This is a genomic window from Amycolatopsis japonica (assembly GCF_000732925.1).
GTDB classification, from domain to species: domain Bacteria; phylum Actinomycetota; class Actinomycetes; order Mycobacteriales; family Pseudonocardiaceae; genus Amycolatopsis; species Amycolatopsis japonica.
Genome location: NZ_CP008953.1, coordinates 7,388,159 through 7,406,892, shown reverse-complemented (window position 1 = coordinate 7,406,892; position 18,734 = coordinate 7,388,159). Strand labels below are relative to the sequence as shown.

General features: G+C 69.3%; 14 protein-coding genes. 4 read left to right on the top strand and 10 right to left on the bottom strand.

Annotation, left to right across the window (positions count from 1 at the left end; all coding sequences use genetic code 11):
* Nucleotides 1-97: 97 nt before the first annotated feature.
* The 6 genes from AJAP_RS34000 to AJAP_RS33975 all read right to left on the bottom strand — a co-directional run bounded on the left by AJAP_RS34000 (nt 98) and on the right by AJAP_RS33975 (nt 9,228).
* Nucleotides 98-985 (bottom strand): aminoglycoside phosphotransferase family protein, encoded by an 888-nt coding sequence (locus AJAP_RS34000; RefSeq protein WP_174492063.1) that lies wholly within the window; start codon nt 983-985, stop codon nt 98-100.
* The gene (locus tag AJAP_RS33995; protein ID WP_038519141.1) at nt 982-2,235 is read right to left on the bottom strand and encodes a helix-turn-helix domain-containing protein; all 1,254 of its coding nucleotides are present in this window, start codon (nt 2,233-2,235) and stop codon (nt 982-984) included. Before AJAP_RS33995 ends, AJAP_RS34000 begins: the two co-directional genes overlap by 4 nt.
* A 183-nt stretch (nt 2,236-2,418) precedes the next feature.
* Nucleotides 2,419-3,474, bottom strand: coding sequence for a chitinase (locus AJAP_RS33990; RefSeq protein WP_038519138.1), 1,056 nt, complete (start codon nt 3,472-3,474; stop codon nt 2,419-2,421).
* Between the two features lie 203 nt (nt 3,475-3,677).
* Entirely contained in the window at nt 3,678-5,264 is a 1,587-nt protein-coding gene (locus tag AJAP_RS33985) for a M28 family peptidase (RefSeq protein WP_038519135.1), read from the bottom strand.
* Between the two features lie 96 nt (nt 5,265-5,360).
* On the bottom strand, nt 5,361-7,628 hold the full coding sequence (locus AJAP_RS33980) for a M4 family metallopeptidase (RefSeq protein WP_148311611.1): 2,268 nt from the start codon (nt 7,626-7,628) through the stop codon (nt 5,361-5,363).
* A gap of 277 nt (nt 7,629-7,905) precedes the next feature.
* Nucleotides 7,906-9,228, bottom strand: a complete 1,323-nt coding sequence (locus AJAP_RS33975; RefSeq protein ID WP_084098423.1) for a helix-turn-helix domain-containing protein — start codon at nt 9,226-9,228, stop codon at nt 7,906-7,908.
* A 182-nt stretch (nt 9,229-9,410) separates the two neighbouring features.
* Here AJAP_RS33975 and AJAP_RS33970 point away from each other — a divergent pair, with 182 nt between their 5' ends.
* The 3 genes from AJAP_RS33970 (at nt 9,411) to AJAP_RS33960 (ending at nt 12,750) form a co-directional block, all read left to right on the top strand.
* Complete coding sequence (locus tag AJAP_RS33970) at nt 9,411-11,273, top strand: glycoside hydrolase family 9 protein (protein WP_038519131.1); 1,863 nt, start codon at nt 9,411-9,413, stop codon at nt 11,271-11,273.
* Between the two features lie 113 nt (nt 11,274-11,386).
* On the top strand, nt 11,387-12,172 hold the full coding sequence (locus AJAP_RS33965) for an LOG family protein (RefSeq protein WP_038519129.1): 786 nt from the start codon (nt 11,387-11,389) through the stop codon (nt 12,170-12,172).
* A complete protein-coding gene (locus tag AJAP_RS33960; RefSeq protein WP_037332184.1) occupies nt 12,172-12,750 on the top strand; it encodes an LOG family protein in 579 nt (192 codons plus the stop codon). Before AJAP_RS33965 ends, AJAP_RS33960 begins: the two co-directional genes overlap by 1 nt.
* 258 nt (nt 12,751-13,008) lie before the next feature.
* On the opposite strand, the gene AJAP_RS33955 is transcribed toward AJAP_RS33960, so the two are convergent.
* Complete coding sequence (locus AJAP_RS33955; RefSeq protein ID WP_038519126.1) at nt 13,009-13,683, bottom strand: lysophospholipid acyltransferase family protein; 675 nt, start codon at nt 13,681-13,683, stop codon at nt 13,009-13,011.
* Nucleotides 13,684-13,734: 51 nt separating this feature from the next.
* Here AJAP_RS33955 and AJAP_RS33950 point away from each other — a divergent pair, with 51 nt between their 5' ends.
* Nucleotides 13,735-14,637: a glucosyl-3-phosphoglycerate synthase gene (locus AJAP_RS33950; protein WP_038519123.1), complete on the top strand. Its 903-nt coding sequence runs from the start codon at nt 13,735-13,737 to the stop codon at nt 14,635-14,637.
* Here the strand turns inward: AJAP_RS33950 and cydC are convergent.
* Genes cydC through AJAP_RS33935 form a run of 3 tightly spaced genes read right to left on the bottom strand, consistent with a single transcriptional unit; the run spans nt 14,626 to nt 18,734 of the window.
* Nucleotides 14,626-16,176: a thiol reductant ABC exporter subunit CydC gene (gene cydC, locus AJAP_RS33945; protein WP_038519120.1), complete on the bottom strand. Its 1,551-nt coding sequence runs from the start codon at nt 16,174-16,176 to the stop codon at nt 14,626-14,628. The genes AJAP_RS33950 and cydC overlap by 12 nt on opposite strands.
* A complete protein-coding gene (cydD, locus tag AJAP_RS33940; RefSeq protein WP_051972675.1) occupies nt 16,173-17,732 on the bottom strand; it encodes a thiol reductant ABC exporter subunit CydD in 1,560 nt (519 codons plus the stop codon). Before cydD ends, cydC begins: the two co-directional genes overlap by 4 nt.
* Before the next feature lie 9 nt (nt 17,733-17,741).
* On the bottom strand, nt 17,742-18,734 hold the full coding sequence (locus tag AJAP_RS33935) for a cytochrome d ubiquinol oxidase subunit II (RefSeq protein ID WP_038519116.1): 993 nt from the start codon (nt 18,732-18,734) through the stop codon (nt 17,742-17,744).

Here is an 18,734-nt window from a genome sequence, read left to right as displayed (position 1 = left end):
ATCGGGCGCCCTGCCACCGCGATAGCGGGGCCTTCGGCCGGGCGGGTTCACGCGTATGGTCACTTTCCGAGACACCTCAAGCTCCGCCGATAGGCCCTCAGCTAGCCAGGGCGAGGAACTCGTCGAGAGCCTCCTCCGGGCCGCCGTAGGTGAGGTGCGAGATGGCGAACATGGGCGCGATCACGCGGCTCCAGGCGTACAGCCGGTCGCCGTCGAGCCCGCACGCGGTCGCCACCACCTGGCACCGGGCTTCGACACCCTCGCGTCCGGCGCCGCCCACCACGTAGTCGACGGCGTCGAAGCACGGATCACCCACGCACGCCTTCGGGTCGATCGCGATCAGGCCGCGCGGGCCGCCGTCCAGGACGTTGCCGAGATGCAGATCGCCGTGGAGCAGCACGACGTCGGCCTGCGTGTCCAGCAGTCTCTCGCAGCGCTCGATCGCCCGCCGCCAGGTGGCCGGGCCGACCCGGGCGGAGATGGCCGGTTCGGTGATGCGACGGCCGATCCGGTCGAAGGACTCCTCGAACCGGCCGCGCAGGCTCCACGGCCAGCCTTCGGGCGGGGCCACCGAGTGCAGGGCGGCGAGCAGATCTCCCCATTGCGCCGGCAGGGTCGATGACGGCAGGTGCTCGGCTTCGGTGCCCGGCTGGATCTCCTCCAGCACCATCGCGCCGGCGTCCGCGTCGGCGGCCAGGACCGCGGGCACCCGCCCCGACGGCGCGAACACCCGCAGCATTTCGAGCTGTTTGGTCAGCAGCGGCCCGTCCGGGCTGAGTTTGAGCACCGCCGGTGTCCCGTCGGACCATCGGCAGCGAAGGACGACGGACGAGGCTCCGCTGTCGAACAACTCGCCGAGTGCGAAGTCCCATCGGGAGGCCAGGCGTTCGGCGAGGGCGGGCACACCGGCGAGCCACCCTTCGGCATCGGCGCCGAAGCGGCCGACCAAACGGGCGCTGATGTCGTCCAAGTCCACTTCGGTCACTGAGAAACGTCCTCCTCGGCTCCGAGAAGGAGCAGTCCACGCCGCAGTAGGTCCGCGGCCTCTTCGAATCGCCCCTGATCGCGAAGCAGCTCTCCCGCCTTGTCGATCGAAGCGGCCAAGACGCCGCGAGCGTCGCGGAGGGCCGCTACGTCGATGGCGTGCGCGAAGCCCGCTTCGGCTGCTTCGAGGTCTCCGCGAGCCAGCGCCAGCGACCCCTGCTGGAACACGAGGGACGCGGAGAGCGGCGAGTCCGCGGGGATGGCTTCGGCCGCTTCGGAGAGTAGACCGGCGGCGTCGTCGAGACGACCGAATTCGCGGCAGACGTCGGCGAGCTCCAGCGTGACGGCGTGATCGGGCGCGGCCGCGCGTGACGCGCGAAGGTCCGCGAGAGCGCCTTCGAGGTCGTCGGCACGCCGGACCAGCGCTCGCGCGAACAGGCACCGGGCCAGCACCGGCCGCAGGGCTCGTTCGTGGAGCAGGTCGTGCAGCGCCGACACGGCGGCGACGGCGTCGGCCACCCGTCCTTCATCGAGATACGCCTCGGCCAGCCGGCGCTGGTTCTCGGCGAGTTCGGCCAGGAACTCCTCGTCGCCGCGAGCCAGCCGCAGTGCCTCTCCCGCGTGATGCGCGGCCTGGACGGTCTCGCCGAGACGGAGCTGCCCGTCGGCGAGGTACGCGTGCAGGGTCAGCAGGAGCACTGGATGCGGATGCCGGTCGAGGCTCGCGTCGAGCGCGGTCCGGAGCAGGTGCATCGCGTGGTGCGGCTCGCCCCGGCCGACCAGGACGTTCGCCCGCAGCGCGGCGGCCAGTCCCCGGTACGACGGGATGTCGGCCGCGAGTGCGGTTTCGGCGGCGGCCACCAGCCGGGGCTGGGTGTCGCCGCGGGCGAATCGCGCGAGCCACAGCCAGGCGAGTCCGGCCTGGCGGTCACGGCCGATCTCCTCCGCCCGCCGCGCCAGACGTCGCATCTTCGGCGCCGAACCGTTCCCTGCCAGGAAGTCCGCCGCGGCCGCCGCGATGTCCAGGTCGAGCCGGACGTCGTCGCGCGGCGAAGTCACGCCCAACAGCTCACCGGTGTCCATGCCGAGCCGGGTGGCGAAATGGCGCACCGCGTCGCCGGACGGCGTCCGCGCGCCCGTCTCGACGGACGAGACGTACGCGGCGGTGTAGTGGGGCTCGGCGAGCTCGCGCTGGGTGAGGCCGCGTTCGGCGCGCAGCCGCCGCAGTCGTCCGCCGACCTCCTCGCCCATGACCGAGAACGATACGACTCGTGAGATCGGCCTTCAATCACGCGAGTTCCGCCTCTGATCACGCGAGTTCGCCGTTTCCTCCCGGTGAGCCCAGGTGGTCGAAACGCGGGACTCACGTGATTGAAGGCGGAACTCATGTGATTAGGGGCGGAACTCGCGTGATCAGACGGACGACACGGGAGGTCAGCGGCCCTGCAGGGATTTCACGTTCTGGCCGAAGGTCCAGTTCCGCGAACCGTCCCAGTTGATCGACCAGGTCATCAGGCCCTTGAGCGAAGGAATGCTGCGGTACGCCTGGGAAACCAGGCTCGGCGACATGTAACCGCCGCCCGCGCCCGCCTGCGCCGGCAGGCCGGGGGCCTGCTTGTCGAAGGGAACGCGGATCGTCTGGCCCTGGATCACCAGGCCCTTGTCGAGGCAGTTGGTCTGCGCGACGAAACCCTGGACCGTCCCGGCCTGGTACGAATCGCCGGAGCAGCCGTACATGCTTCCGTTGTAGTACTGCATGTTCAGCCACCACAGCCGGCCGTTGTCCGCGTATTTCTTGACGATCGGCAGGTACGCGCCCCAGATGGAGCCGTAGACGACGCTGCCGCCGGTGACGTACGCGGTCTCGGGGGCCATGGTGAGCCCGAAGTTCGGCGGCATCGCGGCGAGGACGCCGTCGATGATGCGGATCAGGTTCTTCTGAGACGCGGAAAGCGTGTTGATGTTCCCGCTGCCGGTGAGGCCGGTTTCGATGTCGATGTCGATCCCGTCGAAGTTGTACTTCTTCAGGATCGGCACGATGGTCGCGACGAATTTGTCCGCCACGGTGGCCGAATTCAGATCGATCCCCGCGGTGGCACCGCCGATGGACATCAGGATCGTCGCGCCCGCGTCCTTGGCGGCGCACATTTCGGACGGGGTCGCGACCTTCACAGTCGCGTCCATCCCATCCTCCCATTTGGCCGTTCCGTCGGACAGGATGACCGGAAAGGCAGCGTTGATCACGTTGTATCCATTGGCTTTGATCCGGGCGTCGGTGATCGGGATCCAGCCCAGCGGCGGATGGACGCCGTTCGAAGCGCCGTCCCAGTTCTCCCAATAGCCTTGCAGGACCTTGCCCGCGGGCTTCGATTTGACCGCGCAGACCTCGGCGTCGGGCGAGGCGTGTGCCGGGCTCAGGACGACGAGTGTGGTGACGGCGAGTACCGCCGCGCCGGTGATTGCGAGCAGCCGTGAGACGCGACCGAACATACCCAGCTCCCATCTCGAAAGCGGTTTGAACGAACAGGAAGCGGCCGTTCGGCTCAACATAGGTCGCGGTGCCCGGCCCCCGCTACCGACGATCGGGTGGTCTAGACCAGATATCGAAGAGTTGTCCGAAATTCCCCCTCACGTACGAGGGCCATCCCACGAGGCCGGGTGTCCTCGTGAGATGGCCCTCGCCATTCGGATGGTCAGACGGTGATCGTCCAGCTGTCGAGCGTGCCGGTGTCCTGCGCGTAGGCGTCGTAGACCACGAGCGTCCAAGTGCCGGAAGCGGCCTCATTGGTCACCGGAACCGAGTAGTTCCGCGTGCCGAGGTCGGTACACGGAAGGGAACCGGTGGGCTTGACCGAATACGTGCTGCCGTCGGGCGCCCGCAGGCTGATCCGCAGATCCTCGGAGCAGGTGTGCGTCCCGGTGATCGACACCTTGACCGGCGACGTCGCCGTGCCCGTCGCGCTGGACGTGATCGGGCTGTTGACCGTCGCGTAGTCGTTGAGCGCGTAGTCGGTGCCGTTGGTGAACGTGCGCACGCTGACGTCGCCGACGGTGAGCGTGTACTGCGCCGTGCGGTCCACCGAGGTCCCGTCACCGGTCACGGTGATCGTGCTGGTGCCGTTGGGAGTGCTCGCCGACGTCGCGATGGTGAGCGTCGAAGAACCGCCCGACTGCACGGAAGCGGGGTTGAACGTCGCGGTGGCTCCGGCGGGGAGGCCGCTGGCGCTCAGCGAAACCGCCTGTGCCGCACCGGAAGTCGTCGTGGTGTTGACCGTGACGGTCGCCGACTGTCCGGCTTGGACGGTGCCCGAGGACGGGGTCAGGCCGAGCGAGAAGTCGGGGCCCGTCGACGTGCCGACGGCGAGCTTCCAGAGCGCGTAGCCGATCGCGTCGCTGTTCTTCTCCAGCGGGGTGTCCGGGATGTTGGACAGCGTGTCGCACGCGCGGTGGTAGCAGCTGTCGAACGCCTGTCCGGCGGTGCCGCCCCATTTCTGTTGCTGCGCGGAGCTCTTCGTGTAGCCGGCACCGGTCGCGAGGCCGCCGACCGGGATACCCGCGCTCTTGAACGACGCGTGGTCCGAACGGCCGTCGCCTTCGGTGTCGCCCTCGGTCTGGATGCCGATCGTCCGGAAGTACTCGTCGAACACCGCCTTGACCGAAGCCACGTCGTCGTAGACGAAGTAGCCCCAGTTGTCGGAGCCGATCATGTCGAAGTTCAGGTAGGTCTTGATCTTCGTGCGCTCGGTCTGCGGCAGGCTGTTGACGTAGAACTTGGAACCGCGCAGGCCGGACTCCTCGTCGGCCCACCAGCCGAAGCGGACGCGCTTGGCCATCGTCGGGTTCTCGCGGGCCAGCGTCAGGGCGACTTCGAGGATCGAGGCCGAACCCGAGCCGTTGTCGTTGATACCGGGACCGGCGCTGACGCTGTCGAGGTGCGCGCCGAGCATGATGACCTGGCTCGCGTCACCCTGCGGCCATTCCGCGATCACGTTCTGGCTCGAACCCGCGCAGCTCGAACAGGTCTGCAGCGTGACGTTGTAGCCGGCGTCGCGCAGTTTCTGTGCCACATAGGACACCGATGCCGGATAGCCCGGCCGCCCGGAGGCGCGGTTGCCGCCGTTCTGGTTGGCGATCGTCTGCAACGCGCTCAGATGCGCCTTGACGTTGGCGAGCGAGATGTCCGGTGCGGCGGTGGTGGTCGCCTGCGCGGGCGCGGTGACGACACCGAGTACGGCGGCCATGCCGACGACGGCCGCTCCTATTCGCTTTCCCCACTTCATGCCGGGGTGTTCCTTTCTGGGTGATGGTCCGTGAAGGCCTCCTTGAGGGACCCTGGGTCCCTCAAGGAGGCCTTCACGGACTTGTGGAGTCGGGAACTAGACGGTGATCGACCAGCTGGAGAGCGTGCCGGTGTCCTGCGCGTAGGCGTCGTAGACCACGAGGGTCCAGGTGCCCGCCGCGACCTCGTTGGTCACGTTCACCGAGTAGTTCCGCGTGCCCAGGTCGGTGCAGGGCAGGGAACCGGTGGGCTTGACCGAATACGTGCTGCCGTCGGGCGCCCGCAGGCTGATGCGGAGGTCCTCGGAGCAGGTGTGCGTACCGGTGACCGTCACCTTCACCGGGGACACCGCGTTACCGGTGGCGGTGGAGGAGATCGGGCTGTTCACCGTGCCGTAGTCGTTGATCGCGTAGTCGGTGTCGTTGGTGTACGTCCGCAGGTCGCCGCCGGTGCCGACGGTCAGCTTGTACTGAGCGGTGTGCGTGCCGCTCGCCGCGGTGCCGGTCACCGTGATGGTGCTGGTGCCGTCAGGGGTGCTCGCCGACGTCGCGATGGTGAGCGTCGAGGAGGCGCCGGACTGCACGGTGTCCGGGTTGAACGTCGCGGTCGCCCCGGCCGGGAGGCCGGAAGCGGTGAGCTTCACCGACTGCGCCGCACCGTTGACGGTCGCGGTGTTCACCGTGACGGTCGCCGACTCGCCCGGCTTGACCGAGCCGGACGCCGGGGTGACGCCGACCGAGAAGTCGGGGCCGGACGGCGTGCAGGAGGTCGGCTCACCGGTCGCGGCGGTGACGCTGATCGCGTCCCACGCCGCCTTGGTGGTGTTGAACTCGGTGCAGGAACCCGGGTACAGCGCGAGCGCCGCTTCGAGGGTCGCCTTGCGGGCGGCCTTGTGGTTCCAGCTGGAGGTCTTCTTCAGCAGGCCGTTGTAGAAGATCTTCGCGGCCTTCTGGATGCCGATCCCGGTGATCGAGGTGTTGTTGCAGGTCGGGCTGGCCGGCTTGCCGACCGGCGCGGTGCCCTCGGAGAGCAGGTAGAACCAGTGGTTCTGCGGGCCCGCGGCGGCGTGCACCTCGGTGTTCGGGATGGACGACGTGTAGCAGTCGGGGTTGCCGGAGATCCTGCTCGGCTTGTTCATGTAGCGGATCGGGCCCTGGCCGACCAGGTTCACGCCCTCGCCGACGTCGTAGTCCGGGACGTCCTTGGCGTTGTTGGCGTAGTGCTCGGTGATGGCGCCGAAGATGTCACCGGTGGACTCGTTGAGCCCGCCGTTCTCGTTGCCGCTGCCCGCGCCGCCCGGCGTGGTCTGGAAGATGGCGTGGCCGTACTCGTGCGCGACGACGTCCATCGGGGTGGCCTGGCGCTGGTTGTCCTGCGAGTGGCCGAAGGTGGTCGAAGAGCCGTTCCAGTAGGCGTTGACCTGGTTGAGGCCGACGTAGGCGGGGAAGCCGCCGCCGTTGCCGTTGATGCCGTTGCGGCCGAGCCATTCGCTCAGCATCTTCCACTCGGTCTGGACGCCGAAGAGCGTGTCGACACAAGCGGTTTCCAGGTCGGTGCCGGAGCCGTTGCCCCAGTTGTCGTCCGGTCCGCTGTAGGGCGAGCCGTTCTGGCGGGCACAGCTGATGTTGCTGCGCTGCGGGTCGCGCATCGTGTACGTGCCGCCGGAGTTCGTCGTGTCGATGGTGACGTTGCCGACGTAGTAGCTGTTCCCGGCGCCGAGTGTGCCGAGCTCGTTCGACGTGGACTTCTTCGCCGCGGTCGGGAGGTTCGACATCTTGACGTCGTCACGGGTTTCGAGCACCGCGCCGGTAGCGCCGTCCACGAACACGTGCAGGTTGCTCGGTGCCGTCGCCTTGGTGCCCGCGACGACGACCTCGTAGGCGAGCTTGGGGGAGTTCCCCGCCAGCACGACGAGCTTCGGCGCGACCACACTGTCTACTTTGGACAGCTGGCCGCGGGCGACCTCGGTCGCCTTCGCCGCGGAGATCCTGGCCTTGGTGTCGACCGAGATCGTCGCGGTCTCCGCCGCGCTGGTGCCGCGGACGCGTCCGGCGCCGTCGGCGACCACCACCGCGTCCCCGCCGACGACCGGCAGGCCACGGTAGGTTCGTTCGTAAGCGGCGTAGAAGAGTCCTCCGCCGCCCTGGGTCAGCCCGACGCGACGGAAGTCCTCGTTGGCTCCCCTTCGCAGGTGATCCACTCCGGCCGCGGCGGCCTGGTCGGCCGCGCTCGCGGCCACGGCGTCGGGGCTCGCGGGCTGGATGGTGGCGGTGGTCGCGTTCGCCGGGGTCACCGGGAACGTCATGCTCAGGGCAAGGCCGGCGACAGCCGCCAACCCTGTTCTGAGCCCTCGCTGAACGGTCATGTGAACCTTCCATGGGCAGGACCGTGTACCCGGACGGCCAGTGGCGCGGCGGGGAATCAGACCGGTGCGGGTGCACGGCGGGGGACGGGGAGCGTGCCCATTCGGATAACTGGAGTTATCCCGATGGACACGTCCGAGTAAAGGAGCCGCTCACAAGGCCGTCAATGGGCCGGATGGCCTAGCGGGGCGGATGAAGATCCACATGCAAGGAATAAAATCCCTGTGTAGTAAGAGTTTTTCCCGCCATGTGCGATATATGGCGACTTTCGTATGGTTTTCAGTCCGCCGGCCCGGAATCGGACATAGCGGCCGCGCGTACACCGCGCCGATAGGCCTCCGCCGCTCTTTCGATTAATCCGCGGGCTCGCAACGTGTCGCCCAAATGCAGTGAGGTGGCGACGAGCGCGCCGCGTAGTTCGGACTTTTCCTGTGCGGAGGCGGCTTCTTCGAGCAACGCGGTCGCCCCGGGCAGATCGCCGCGGGCGCGGGCGATGAGTCCCAGTAACCGGAGAACCTCGGCCCTCGCCTCGATATCGGGGGATCGATCCAGAAGCGGCCGGATCCCTTCGGCGAGTTCGGCCGCCTCGTCGAGTTCCCCTTGGCGGCGGCGGACGTCGGCGAGCTCGATCGTCGCGCCGAGTACGCCCTCCTGTGATCCGGCCTTGGCGAGCAGGTCGCGCGCGAGCCGGAGTTCGGCGTGCGCCTCGTCGAGTTTTCCCAGTCGTCGCCACAGGAAGCCACGGGCCCAGCGGCTTCGGGCGGCGTCACGGTCGTAGCCGATCGACGTGAACAGCCGAAGTGCCCGCGAAAGGTCCTTCTCCGCGCGGTCGACCAGACCGATCTCCTGCCACAGTTGCGCCGCCTGCCGGTGATAGCGCGCGGAGATGTCCTTGCGGTGGGCGGAAGGGAGGACGCGGCGGCCTTCTTCGGCGGCCCGGCGCGCCCGGCGCAGCGCGCCCATTTCGATGAGCGGATGGATCAACGCGGTCAGCAGTGCCAGTTCGGCGTCCGGGTCGCTCGCGCCGGTGCTGCGGAGTTCGGCGAGCGCCGTTTCGACGAGCGCGACCGACGCGCCCAGATCGCCCGACAGTGCGCGGCAGGCGGCCAGCCGGTTGACGATCATCGCGCGCAACCGGGGCGAAGCGGCGTCGGCGAGCTCCATGGCGTGCGCGAAACCCTTGTCCGCCAACGGGATGTCGTAACGCTGCCACTGGACTTCGCCGAGATAGAAGCGGGCGTGGCATTGGACGTCCGGCAGCCGGTACTCGGCCGCACGTCGCTCCACACGGGAGAATTCGCGCTCCGCGGCTTCGAGTCCGCCCTTCTGTAACTCGCGATACGCGGTTTCGAGGGCGGCGGTGAGTTCCTCGGCGGCACCCGGCGGCCGATCGAAGCGAAGCTCGTCCGGCGTGAGGCCGAGCCGTCGCGCGAGGTGGGAGAGCACGTCGTCCGAGGGCAGGCGGCCGCCCGACTCGACCTTGGCGAGGAAGCCGCGGTCGTAGCGGGGCTCGGCCAGCTCACGCTGGGTCAGCCCGCGTGCCCGGCGCAACCGCCGGATCCGCGCGCCGAGTGGTTCTGCCCCGTTCGGCTTGGACGGCACCCGACCACGGTAGACGATTTCCCGGCGGGGATCCGGGGTGAGCAGGACGGATACCCGCCAACAACGCCCGGATCCGGTGACTTTCGACCGCCGAAACGGACATATTGACTGGTGGCGTTCCGGACGCTAGCGTCTTGCGCCATAAAAAGGAAACTTTCTTAACTAATTCGAGCGGGGCGCCGATGATGGTGAGTTCCTGGTCCCGGACGGTGGCCGCGGTTTCGGCACTGGTCCTCGGGGGTTTGACGGTTCCGGCGGTTTCGGCCGCGGCGGCGGTACAAGGTGAGGTCCGGGTCGACCAGGTCGGCTACGGCATCACCGAGACCAAGCACGCCTATCTCCTCTCCAGCGCGCCGGGTTCGTTCTCGGTGATCGACGAACGCGGCCGGACCGTCCATCATGGACGGACCGGACAGTCGCTCGGCGCCTGGAACGCGAAGTACCCGGCGGTGTACCAGCTCGACCTGTCGAAGGTCTGGCTGCCGGGCAAGTACCGGATCGAGGTCACCGGCGAGACCAAGGCGACGTCGCCGACGTTCCGAGTGGACACCAAGGACCGGCTCTTCACGCCGCTCGTCCGCGCCACCAACGAGTTCTTCCAGGCGCAGCGCGACGGTGACGACATCATCCCCGGCAGGCTCGACCGCAAACCCTCGCATCTGGCCGACAAGCAGGCCACGGTCTACGAATGGCCCGCGTTCGGCGGTGAATTCGGTGACGAGATCACCGAACCGCTGAAGCCGTCGGGCGGGCCGATCGACGTCGAGGGCGGCTGGGTCGACGCGGGCGACTTCGTCAAGTTCACCTCGAACACGGCGTATTCGCTGGCGGAGCTGGGATACGTGCTCCGCGAGGACTACGACCGGGCGCTGGCCAAGGAGGTCAAGCTCGGTCTCGACTGGCTCGACAAGATGTGGGACGAGAAGAGCAAGACGCTCTACGCCCAGGTCGGCATCGGGACGGGCAGTGACAAGTTCGGCTTCCTCGGCGACCACGACGTCTGGCGGAACCCGCACGACGACGACCCGCTCGACGTGAAGCCGGGTGACCCCAAGTACTTCGTGAAGCACCGGCCGGTCTTCCCGGCGAACCCCGGCGGTTCCGCGCTCAGCCCGAACCTCGCCGGCCGTGTCGCCGCCGCGTTCGCGCTCGGTGCCCAGGTCGAGGCGAAGCGGAACCCGTCGCTGGCAAGGAAGTACTTCGCCGAGGCCGCCTCGGTGTTCGCGCAGGCCAAGACCGAGAACGTCGGCGAGCTGGTCACCGCGTTCCCGCACGCGTACTACCCGGAATCGTCCTGGCGGGACGACATGGAACTCGGCGCGACGCAGCTCGCTCTGGCTGCCAAGGCCCTGCGGGACCCGCGGTCGGCCGAATGGACACGGCAGGCGGCGCACTGGGCGAAGGCCTACGTCGACGTCGAAGAGAAGAGCACGCTCAACCTGTACGACACCAGCGCGCTGGCGCACGCCGAACTGGCGAAGCTCCTGCGGCACGGCGTCCCGGGTGCCGCGCTCGGCCAGAAGGAACTGGTCGGCGACCTCCGGCGTCAGCTCGACGAAGGTGTCGCGAGCGCGGCTCAGAGTCCTTTCCGGACCGCCGTCTCGGTGAAGGAATTCGACGCGGCCAGCAAGAGCTTCGGGTTCGCCGCGACCGAGCGGCTGTACGCGGACCTGACCGGTGACCGCCGGTACGCGGCGTTCGGTTCGCAGCAGCGGAACTTCACCCTCGGCGCGAACGCCTGGGGCATCTCGCTGGTCGTCGGCGTCGGCACCACGTACCCGCGGTGCCCGCACCACCAGGCGGCGAACCTCGCCGGCGAAGAGAAACTGCTCTACGGCGCCGTCGTGAACGGCCCCAACGGAGCGGAGAACTTCGAGCACATGGAGCTCCCGCCCGGTTCGAAGGAATGCAAGAAGCCCTTCGAAGCCTTCGACACCCCCGAGGCCCGCTACGCCGACGACCTCGCCTCGTGGCCGAGCAACGAGCCCGCCATCGACTTCACCTCGACGGCCATGCTCGCGTTCGCGCTGACCGGACGTTCCTGAGGCGTGATCGCGGGGCCCGCTTTCGCGGCGGGCCCCGCGTTCGCGTACCCGACAACTCCTGTTCGCGGCGATGCCGCCGCTCCGGACGGTGACGACGTCGTAGTCTTGGCGGGGTGAGTGAGACAAGCGAGTTCCCCGACGGCCAGTACCCGGAACGTCCGATCGAGCGCCACAAGGGCCCGGTCGTGCTGCGGCGGGATCGCCGTGACCAGGGCAGCACCACCGACCAGCGCCTGCTGGACTCGCGGGGGCCGAGCGACTGGGTGCACACCGACCCGTGGCGGGTGCTGCGGATCCAGGCGGAGTTCGTCGAGGGCTTCGGCGCGCTGGCCGAGGTGCCGCGCGCGGTGACGGTGTTCGGCTCGGCGCGGACCAAACGGGACAACCCGGAGTACGAACTCGGCCGCAAGATCGGCGCCGCGCTCGCGAACGCGGGCTTCGCGGTGATGACCGGCGGCGGCCCCGGCGCGATGGAAGCGGTGAACCGCGGCGCCAACGAGGCGGGCGGGTTCTCCGTCGGCCTCGGCATCGAGCTGCCGTTCGAGCAGGGCCTGAACCCGTGGGTAGACCTGGGTGTCAACTTCCGGTACTTCTTCGCCCGCAAGACCATGTTCATCAAGTACTCGCAGGCGTTCATCTGCCTGCCCGGCGGCTTCGGCACGCTCGACGAGCTGTTCGAGGCGCTCACCCTGGTGCAGACGAAGAAGGTCACGAAGTTCCCGGTCGTGCTGTTCGGCAGCGACTACTGGGGCGGGCTGTACGACTGGATCGCCAAGACGCTGCTCGCCGAGGGCAAGATCGGTGAGAAGGACCTCGACCTGCTGCACGTCACCGACGACATCGACGACGCTGTGCGCGTCGTGCAGGAGTCGTACCAGGCGTGGGAGGACACCCACTGATGGCGGCGCCGCGCCGGATCTGTGTCTTCTGCGGCTCGTCGATGGGCTTCGACCCGAGGTATGCCGACGAGGCGCGAGCCTTGGGCACGCTGCTGGCCTCGCGGGGGATCGGGCTGGTCTACGGCGGCGCCTCGGTCGGCACCATGGGCGTCGTCGCGGACGCCGCGCTCGCCGCCGGCGGTGAGGTGATCGGCGTGATCCCCGAGGCGCTGGGCAGCGTCGAGATCGCGCACGCGGGCCTGACCGAACTGCACGTCGTCGCCGACATGCACCAGCGGAAGGCGAAGATGGCGGCGTTGTCCGACGGCTTCCTCGCACTGCCCGGCGGCGCGGGGACGCTGGAGGAGCTGTTCGAGGTGTGGACGTGGGCGCAGCTCGGGCTGCACGAGAAGCCGATCGGGCTGGTCGACGTCGGCGGGTACTACGCGCCGCTGCTGAAGTTCGCCGACCACATGGTGTCGGAGGGCTTTCTGTCGGCTGGGTACCGGGACATGCTGTCGATCGACTCGGACGCTTCGGTGCTTCTGGACGGCTTCGTGGACTACGTGCCGCCGCCTCGTCCTAAGTGGGCTAAGTAGGGCTTTGGCTCGGCTCCTCGGTACATGAAGGCCCCCTTCATTGCGTCTAGCGCCGTGAAGGGGGCCTTCATGTACTTCACCCAGGCAAGGTGTGCCGGAATGTGCCAAATGTCCCTTTAGTCTCACTCGCGCGTGCAATGAAAGGCTCTTTCCTTGCAAAATTTGCAAGGAAAGAGCCTTTCATTGCAGCGGCGAGGCGGAGCCGCGAGCAGCGGGGGAGCAAGGGACCTTTGCTACCACCCCGCGCCGCCGCAACCGTCAGGCAGCGCTCTGATCAGGCCGTTTGTGGTAAGAGTCGACGTACTCCTGCCCCGAAAGCTCCAGGATCGCGTACATGATCTCGTCGGTCACCGAGCGCCGGATCGCCGGCGACGAGTCCTGCCCCTCGTACCGCGAGAAGTCCAACGGCGCACCGTAGGTCACCGTGATCTTCGCCCGCCGCGGGATCCGCTTCCCGGCCGGCTGCAGGTCTTCGGTCCCGCTGAGCGCGACCGGCACCACCTTCGCCCCGGTCGCCAGCGCCAGCGCCGCGACACCGGTGTGGCCACGGTGCAGCCGCCCGTCCAGCGAGCGGGTGCCTTCGGGGTAGATCGCGAACGCGCCACCCGCGTCGAGCACCTTCCGTGCCGCTTCGAGCGCGGCGAGACCGGCCTGCGCGTTGCCGCGTTCGACCGGGACGTAGCCGAGGCCGCCCAGGAAACCGGCCATCAGTTTGCCCTTGAGCCCGCGGCCGGTGAAGTACTCCGCCTTGCCGAGGAACTTGACCTGTCGCATCGCCGTGAAAGTGATCACGCCGGTGTCCAGCGCCGCCCGATGGTTGGGTGCCAGCAGCACCGGACCGGTGGCGGGGATGTTCTCCACGCCGCGGATCTCGGGGCGGTACAGCGCTCTGACCAGCGGGCCGAGCACGAATCGGACGAGCAGCGGTAGCAAGGTTCCTCCATCGACAGGGTGTCGGACTCCAGCATGGCACGATCACTACTCATGAGTTGGTTCGAGCGGCGTACCTGGCAGAACCCCGATTGGACGCTCGACGACATCGTCGCTGCGAAGGGTGACCGGACGGTTTCGGTCGTGCTACCGGCGCTCGACGAAGAGGACACCGTCGCCGAAGTCGTCGGCACGGTCCGCCCGTTGCTGGGCACGGTCGTCGACGAGCTGGTCGTGATGGATTCGGGCTCCACCGACGCCACCGCCGAGCTCGCCGCCCGCGCCGGCGCGCGCGTGGTGCACCGCGAGGACGTGCTCCCCGAGCTGCCGCCGGTGCCGGGCAAGGGCGAGGTGCTGTGGCGGTCGCTGGCCGCGACGACCGGTGACGTCGTCGTGTTCCTCGACTCCGATCTCGTCGACCCCGATCCGGCGTTCGTGCCGACCCTCCTCGGGCCCCTGCTCTGCGAGGAAGGCGTCCACCTGGTCAAGGGCTTCTACCGGCGGCCGCTGCGGCTGGAGAGCAGCGGCGGCGGCCGGGTCACCGAGCTGCTGGCGCGACCGGTCCTCTCGGCGCTGCGCCCGTCACTCTCGGGGCTGATCCAGCCGCTTGGCGGCGAGTACGCCGCGACGCGCGAGTTCCTCGAGTCGGTGCCCTTCGCGGCCGGGTACGGCGTAGAGATCGGGCTCATCCTCGACGCCGAAGCGCGCTACGGCCTCGAAGGGCTCGCTCAGGTCAACCTCGGCGTACGCAAGCATCGCAACCGCTCGCTGCTTCAGCTGGGTGTGATGGCGCGTCAGATCCTCGGGACGGCACTCGCGCGCTGCGGCATCAAGTCCGACGACCCGGCCCAGCTCACGCAGTTCGCGCAGGTGGGTGACGAATGGCTGCCGGAGGTGGCCGAGGTGTCGGTCAGCGACCGGCCGCCGATGCGCGAAGTGCGCGGCCTACAGGCGTAGGACCTCGTCGAACCCGGCCACCTGCGACTCGCGATGCGTCACGAGGACGACGGTCCCGCGCGCGGCGGCGAGCACGTCGGCCAGGACGGCGTCACCGTGCGCCGGATCCAGACCCTCGACGGGCTCGTCCAGGACGAGAATCGGCGGTGCCGAGAGCGCTGCTCTCGCCAGGATGAGCCGCTGGCGTTGCCCACCGGACAACGCGTCGCCGTCGGAGCCGACTTCGCGATCCAGCGGCAGATCGAATCCGGCCGTCGCGCACGCGTCGAGCAGTTCGGCGTCGGAAGAGCCGGGCTTCGCGAGCAGCAGGTTCTCGCGGACGGTCGTGTGGAAGACGTGCGCGTCCGCGAGCGCACCCGAAATCACCGACGGCAGCAGCGCCGGGTCGTAGGTGTCCAGCGGCTTCCCGTTCAGCAGAGCGTGCCCGGACGTCGGCGCCACGGATCCCAGCAGGACGTTCAGCAACGTCGTCTTCCCCGCCCCGCTCGGCCCCACGATCCCGATCCGCTTGCCCGGCGGCAGGTCGAGGTCGACGCTGTCCAGCGTCGGAGCCCTGCCCGCGAAGTGAACGCCGACGCCTTTGAGCCGCAGATGTCCCGGCTCGGGCACCGCGGTCCCGCGCGCGGGCGGCGGTTCGGTCAGCAGCGCGCGCACCCGCTCGGCCGACGCGCGGACCTCGACCCAGCGCTGCGCGGCCGCGGTCAGCGGCAGGACCAGCTCGAACACGGCCAGCGCGCCCAGGGCCAGTGCCGCGGTCAGCGGCGCGGAAACCCCGGCGGTCAGCGCGATGGCGACGCAGGTCAGCAGCTGGACGAGGATCCCGGCCGCGGTCAGCAGGCTCGTGCGGTTCGCCGTCGTCCGGTCCCGCGAAGCAAGGGAATCGACAGCAGCGTGCGCGGAGTCCACAGTGGACTCGTGGACGCCGTAGGCGATCAGCTCGCGCCGCCCGGTGATCAGTTCCACGGTCCGTTCGGCGAGGTCGGCCCGGGCCGGGGCGCTCGCTCCCGCCGCCGCGCGGGTGATCCGCACGCACAGCCACGGCAAGCCGATCCCGGCGACGGCGAGCCCTGACGCGAGCACGAGCCCGGCGGCCGGGCTGACGATCAGCGCGACCGTCGTCGACACCGCGCCGACGAAGGCGGCGACACCGGCGGGCAGCAGGCAGCGGAGGATCGCGTCCTGCACGGCGTCCACATCGGACACCAGACGCGTGACGAGGTCACCGCCCGAATGCCGCGAGACCCGGTGCGGCAGCAACGACGTGTACACGCGGGTCCGCAGGGCGCCGAGATAGCGCAGGACGACCTCATGCCCGGCGAGCCGTTCCGCGTAACGCAGACCGCCGCGCAGCAACGCCAGCGTCCGCACGGCGACGATCGCCACGGTGAGCGACGCCAGCGGCGGCTGCTCGGCCGCCTTCAGCAGCAGCCACGCGGCAGTGGCCATCAGCGCCAGTCCCGCCAGCTCGGCCCCGGCCGCGATCAGTCCGGCACGGGCCAGCCGTACGACGTCCTTTGTGGACACTCCCCAGACGTTCACACCAGTTCCCGTTCTCGTACGGCGCCATCGTGGACTTCGAGGACGCGGGTGGCAAGCGCGGTCATCGCGGGCCGGTGGGCGACGAGTACCGCGGTCCGGCCGGTGAGCAGTTCCCGGGTCGCGTCGAGCACGGCCGCTTCGGTCCCCGCGTCGAGCCTGGCGGTCGGCTCGTCGAGCAGCGCCAGACCCGCCTCGGTGCGCGCCAGCGCCCTGGCGAGGCCGAGCCGTTGCCGCTGACCGGCCGAAAGCGGCGCGCCCAGTTCGCCGATCCGGGTCCGGTAGCCGTCGGGCAGGCCCCGCACGACCTCGTCGAACGCCGCCGCGCGTGCCGCGGCCTGGACGTCCGGCACCTGGCCCATGGCGATGTTCTCCTCGACGGTCCCGGTGAACAGCGTCGGCCGCTGCGGCACCCACGCCGTCCCGGCCCGCCACCCGGCCGGATCCAGCTCGCGCAGGTCGACGCCGTCGACGAGGACCCGGCCGGACGTCGGCGTGACGAAGCCCAGCAGCACTGCCAGCAACGTGCTCTTGCCGGAACCGCTGGGGCCGACGAGCGCGACGTGCTCACCCGATTCGATCGTCATGTCCACTTCGGACAGTACGGTCTCGTCGCCGAATGCCACGCTCACCTTCTCCAGCGCGATCCGCGGCGCACCGCGGCCGGCCACGAGCGAACCGGGGACGACGTCCTCCGAACGGACGGCCAGCGCTTCCCGCAGCGTGGCGAGCCCTTCCGCGCTGGCGTGGAACTTCGCCCCCGCGGCCCGCAGCGGCAGATACGCCTCCGGGGCGAGCAGCAACACGAGCACCGCGGTGTGCACGACCATGCCGCCTTCCAGTAACCGGAAGCCGATCGGCACCGCCACAAGCGCCACCGAAAGCGTCGCCACCAGTTCCAGCACCAGCGCGGACAGGAACGCGACCCGCAGCGTGCGCATGGTCGCGTCGGTGTGCGCGTCCGCCATCGCCCGCACGGTCTTCGCCTGCGCCTCCGCGCGGCCGAACACCTTGAGCGTGCCGAGCCCGCGCACGACGTCGAGGAAATGCCCGCCCAGCTTGGAAAGCAGCGACCATTGCTTGGCGGTCTTCGCCTTCGTGTGCTGTCCGACCAGGATCGCGAACACCGGGATCAGCGGCAGTGTCGCGGTGATGATCAACGCTGACGACAGATCCGCGGCGAACAGCCGGACGAGCACCGCGACCGGGATGATCGCCGAGAGCACCACCGTCGGCAGATACCCGGTCAGGTAGGCGTCGCTCGCGTCGATCCCCTTGGTCACCAGGGTCGCGACCTTGCCCGGGTTCTCCGCCTCCGCGCCGAGAAGCCGTTTGCGCAGCCCGGATTTGACCTTCGCCGCGAACCGGCCGCCGACGGAACCCTGGACGCCGGCGAGCAGCGCACGCACCGCGATGGCGGCGACGAGCGTCCAGGTCACACCGCCGCCGGTGAGCAGCGTCGCGAGACCGTCGGCCTGGACGAGGATCGCCGCGGCGGTCAGCGTTCCGAGGACGGCCAGTACGCCGAAGTGGCGCCGCAATCCGGGAAGGGGAGGCATCTCGGGCTCCTAGAAGTGCAGCAGCGAACGCTGGTCGACGCGGGTGTCGTGCCTGCGCCAGGTCACCCATTGCACGGCGGCGATCGCCACGAGCGCGGGCGGCAGGACGAAGGTGAGCAGGCTGAGCATCTCGGTACTGGTGGCCGCCTCCGTGAGGCTCAATGAGAAGCCTCCGTCCACAGAGGACACCAGCGCGTCCGGCAGGCGCAGGGTTCCGACCGCCAGCACCGGTGACGCGGACAGCGTCATCGTGGCGACCAGCGCAGCCTTGTGCCGTCCCGCGCGCAGGGCCGCCGCTGCAACACCCAGCGCGCCGAACGCCAGCACGATCGCTGGCAGCACCGACCACGACGCGGTGGTCTCGACGGCGCCCCAGCCGACCGCCACGACCAGGAACGCGAGCGCCGGCGCGAGCAGGGCCTTGGCGATCCGGTTCGCGCGGGCGGTGAACTCGGCGGGTGCCCGGACGGCGAGGAAAGCCGCTCCCTGCAAGGCGAACAGCGCGACGAACCCGGCACCCCAGAGCAGTGCGTACGGGCTGAACACCGCGAGGACGTCGCCTGCCGGTTTTCCGGCCGCGTCGAGCGGGAGCCCGAGCACGAGGTTGCCGAGGAACACGCCCCACGACACCGCCGTCACCCAGGCGCCGACGGTGATCGCCAGCGTCCAGGCGCCGCGGCCCGCGTCCGGCCGCCTGCTGCGCAACTGCACCGCCGCGGTGAACGTGACGAGCCCGAGCAGCAGGGTGACGACCGGAAGGTACGCCCCGGAGAACACTTTTCCTTCCAGATGCGGGAAAGCGCCGAACAGGACACCGACCGCGGCCACCAGCCACACCTCGTTGGCCAGGAAGAACGGGCCGAAAGCGCCGAGCACGCGCCGTCGCCCGGCCTCGTCACGGCTGAGCCTGCCGAGCAGCATCCCGACGCCGTAGTCGTAGCCTGCCAGCGCGAAATAGCCGGCCGTCAGGAAACCGAGCACACACCACCAGAGGATCACCAT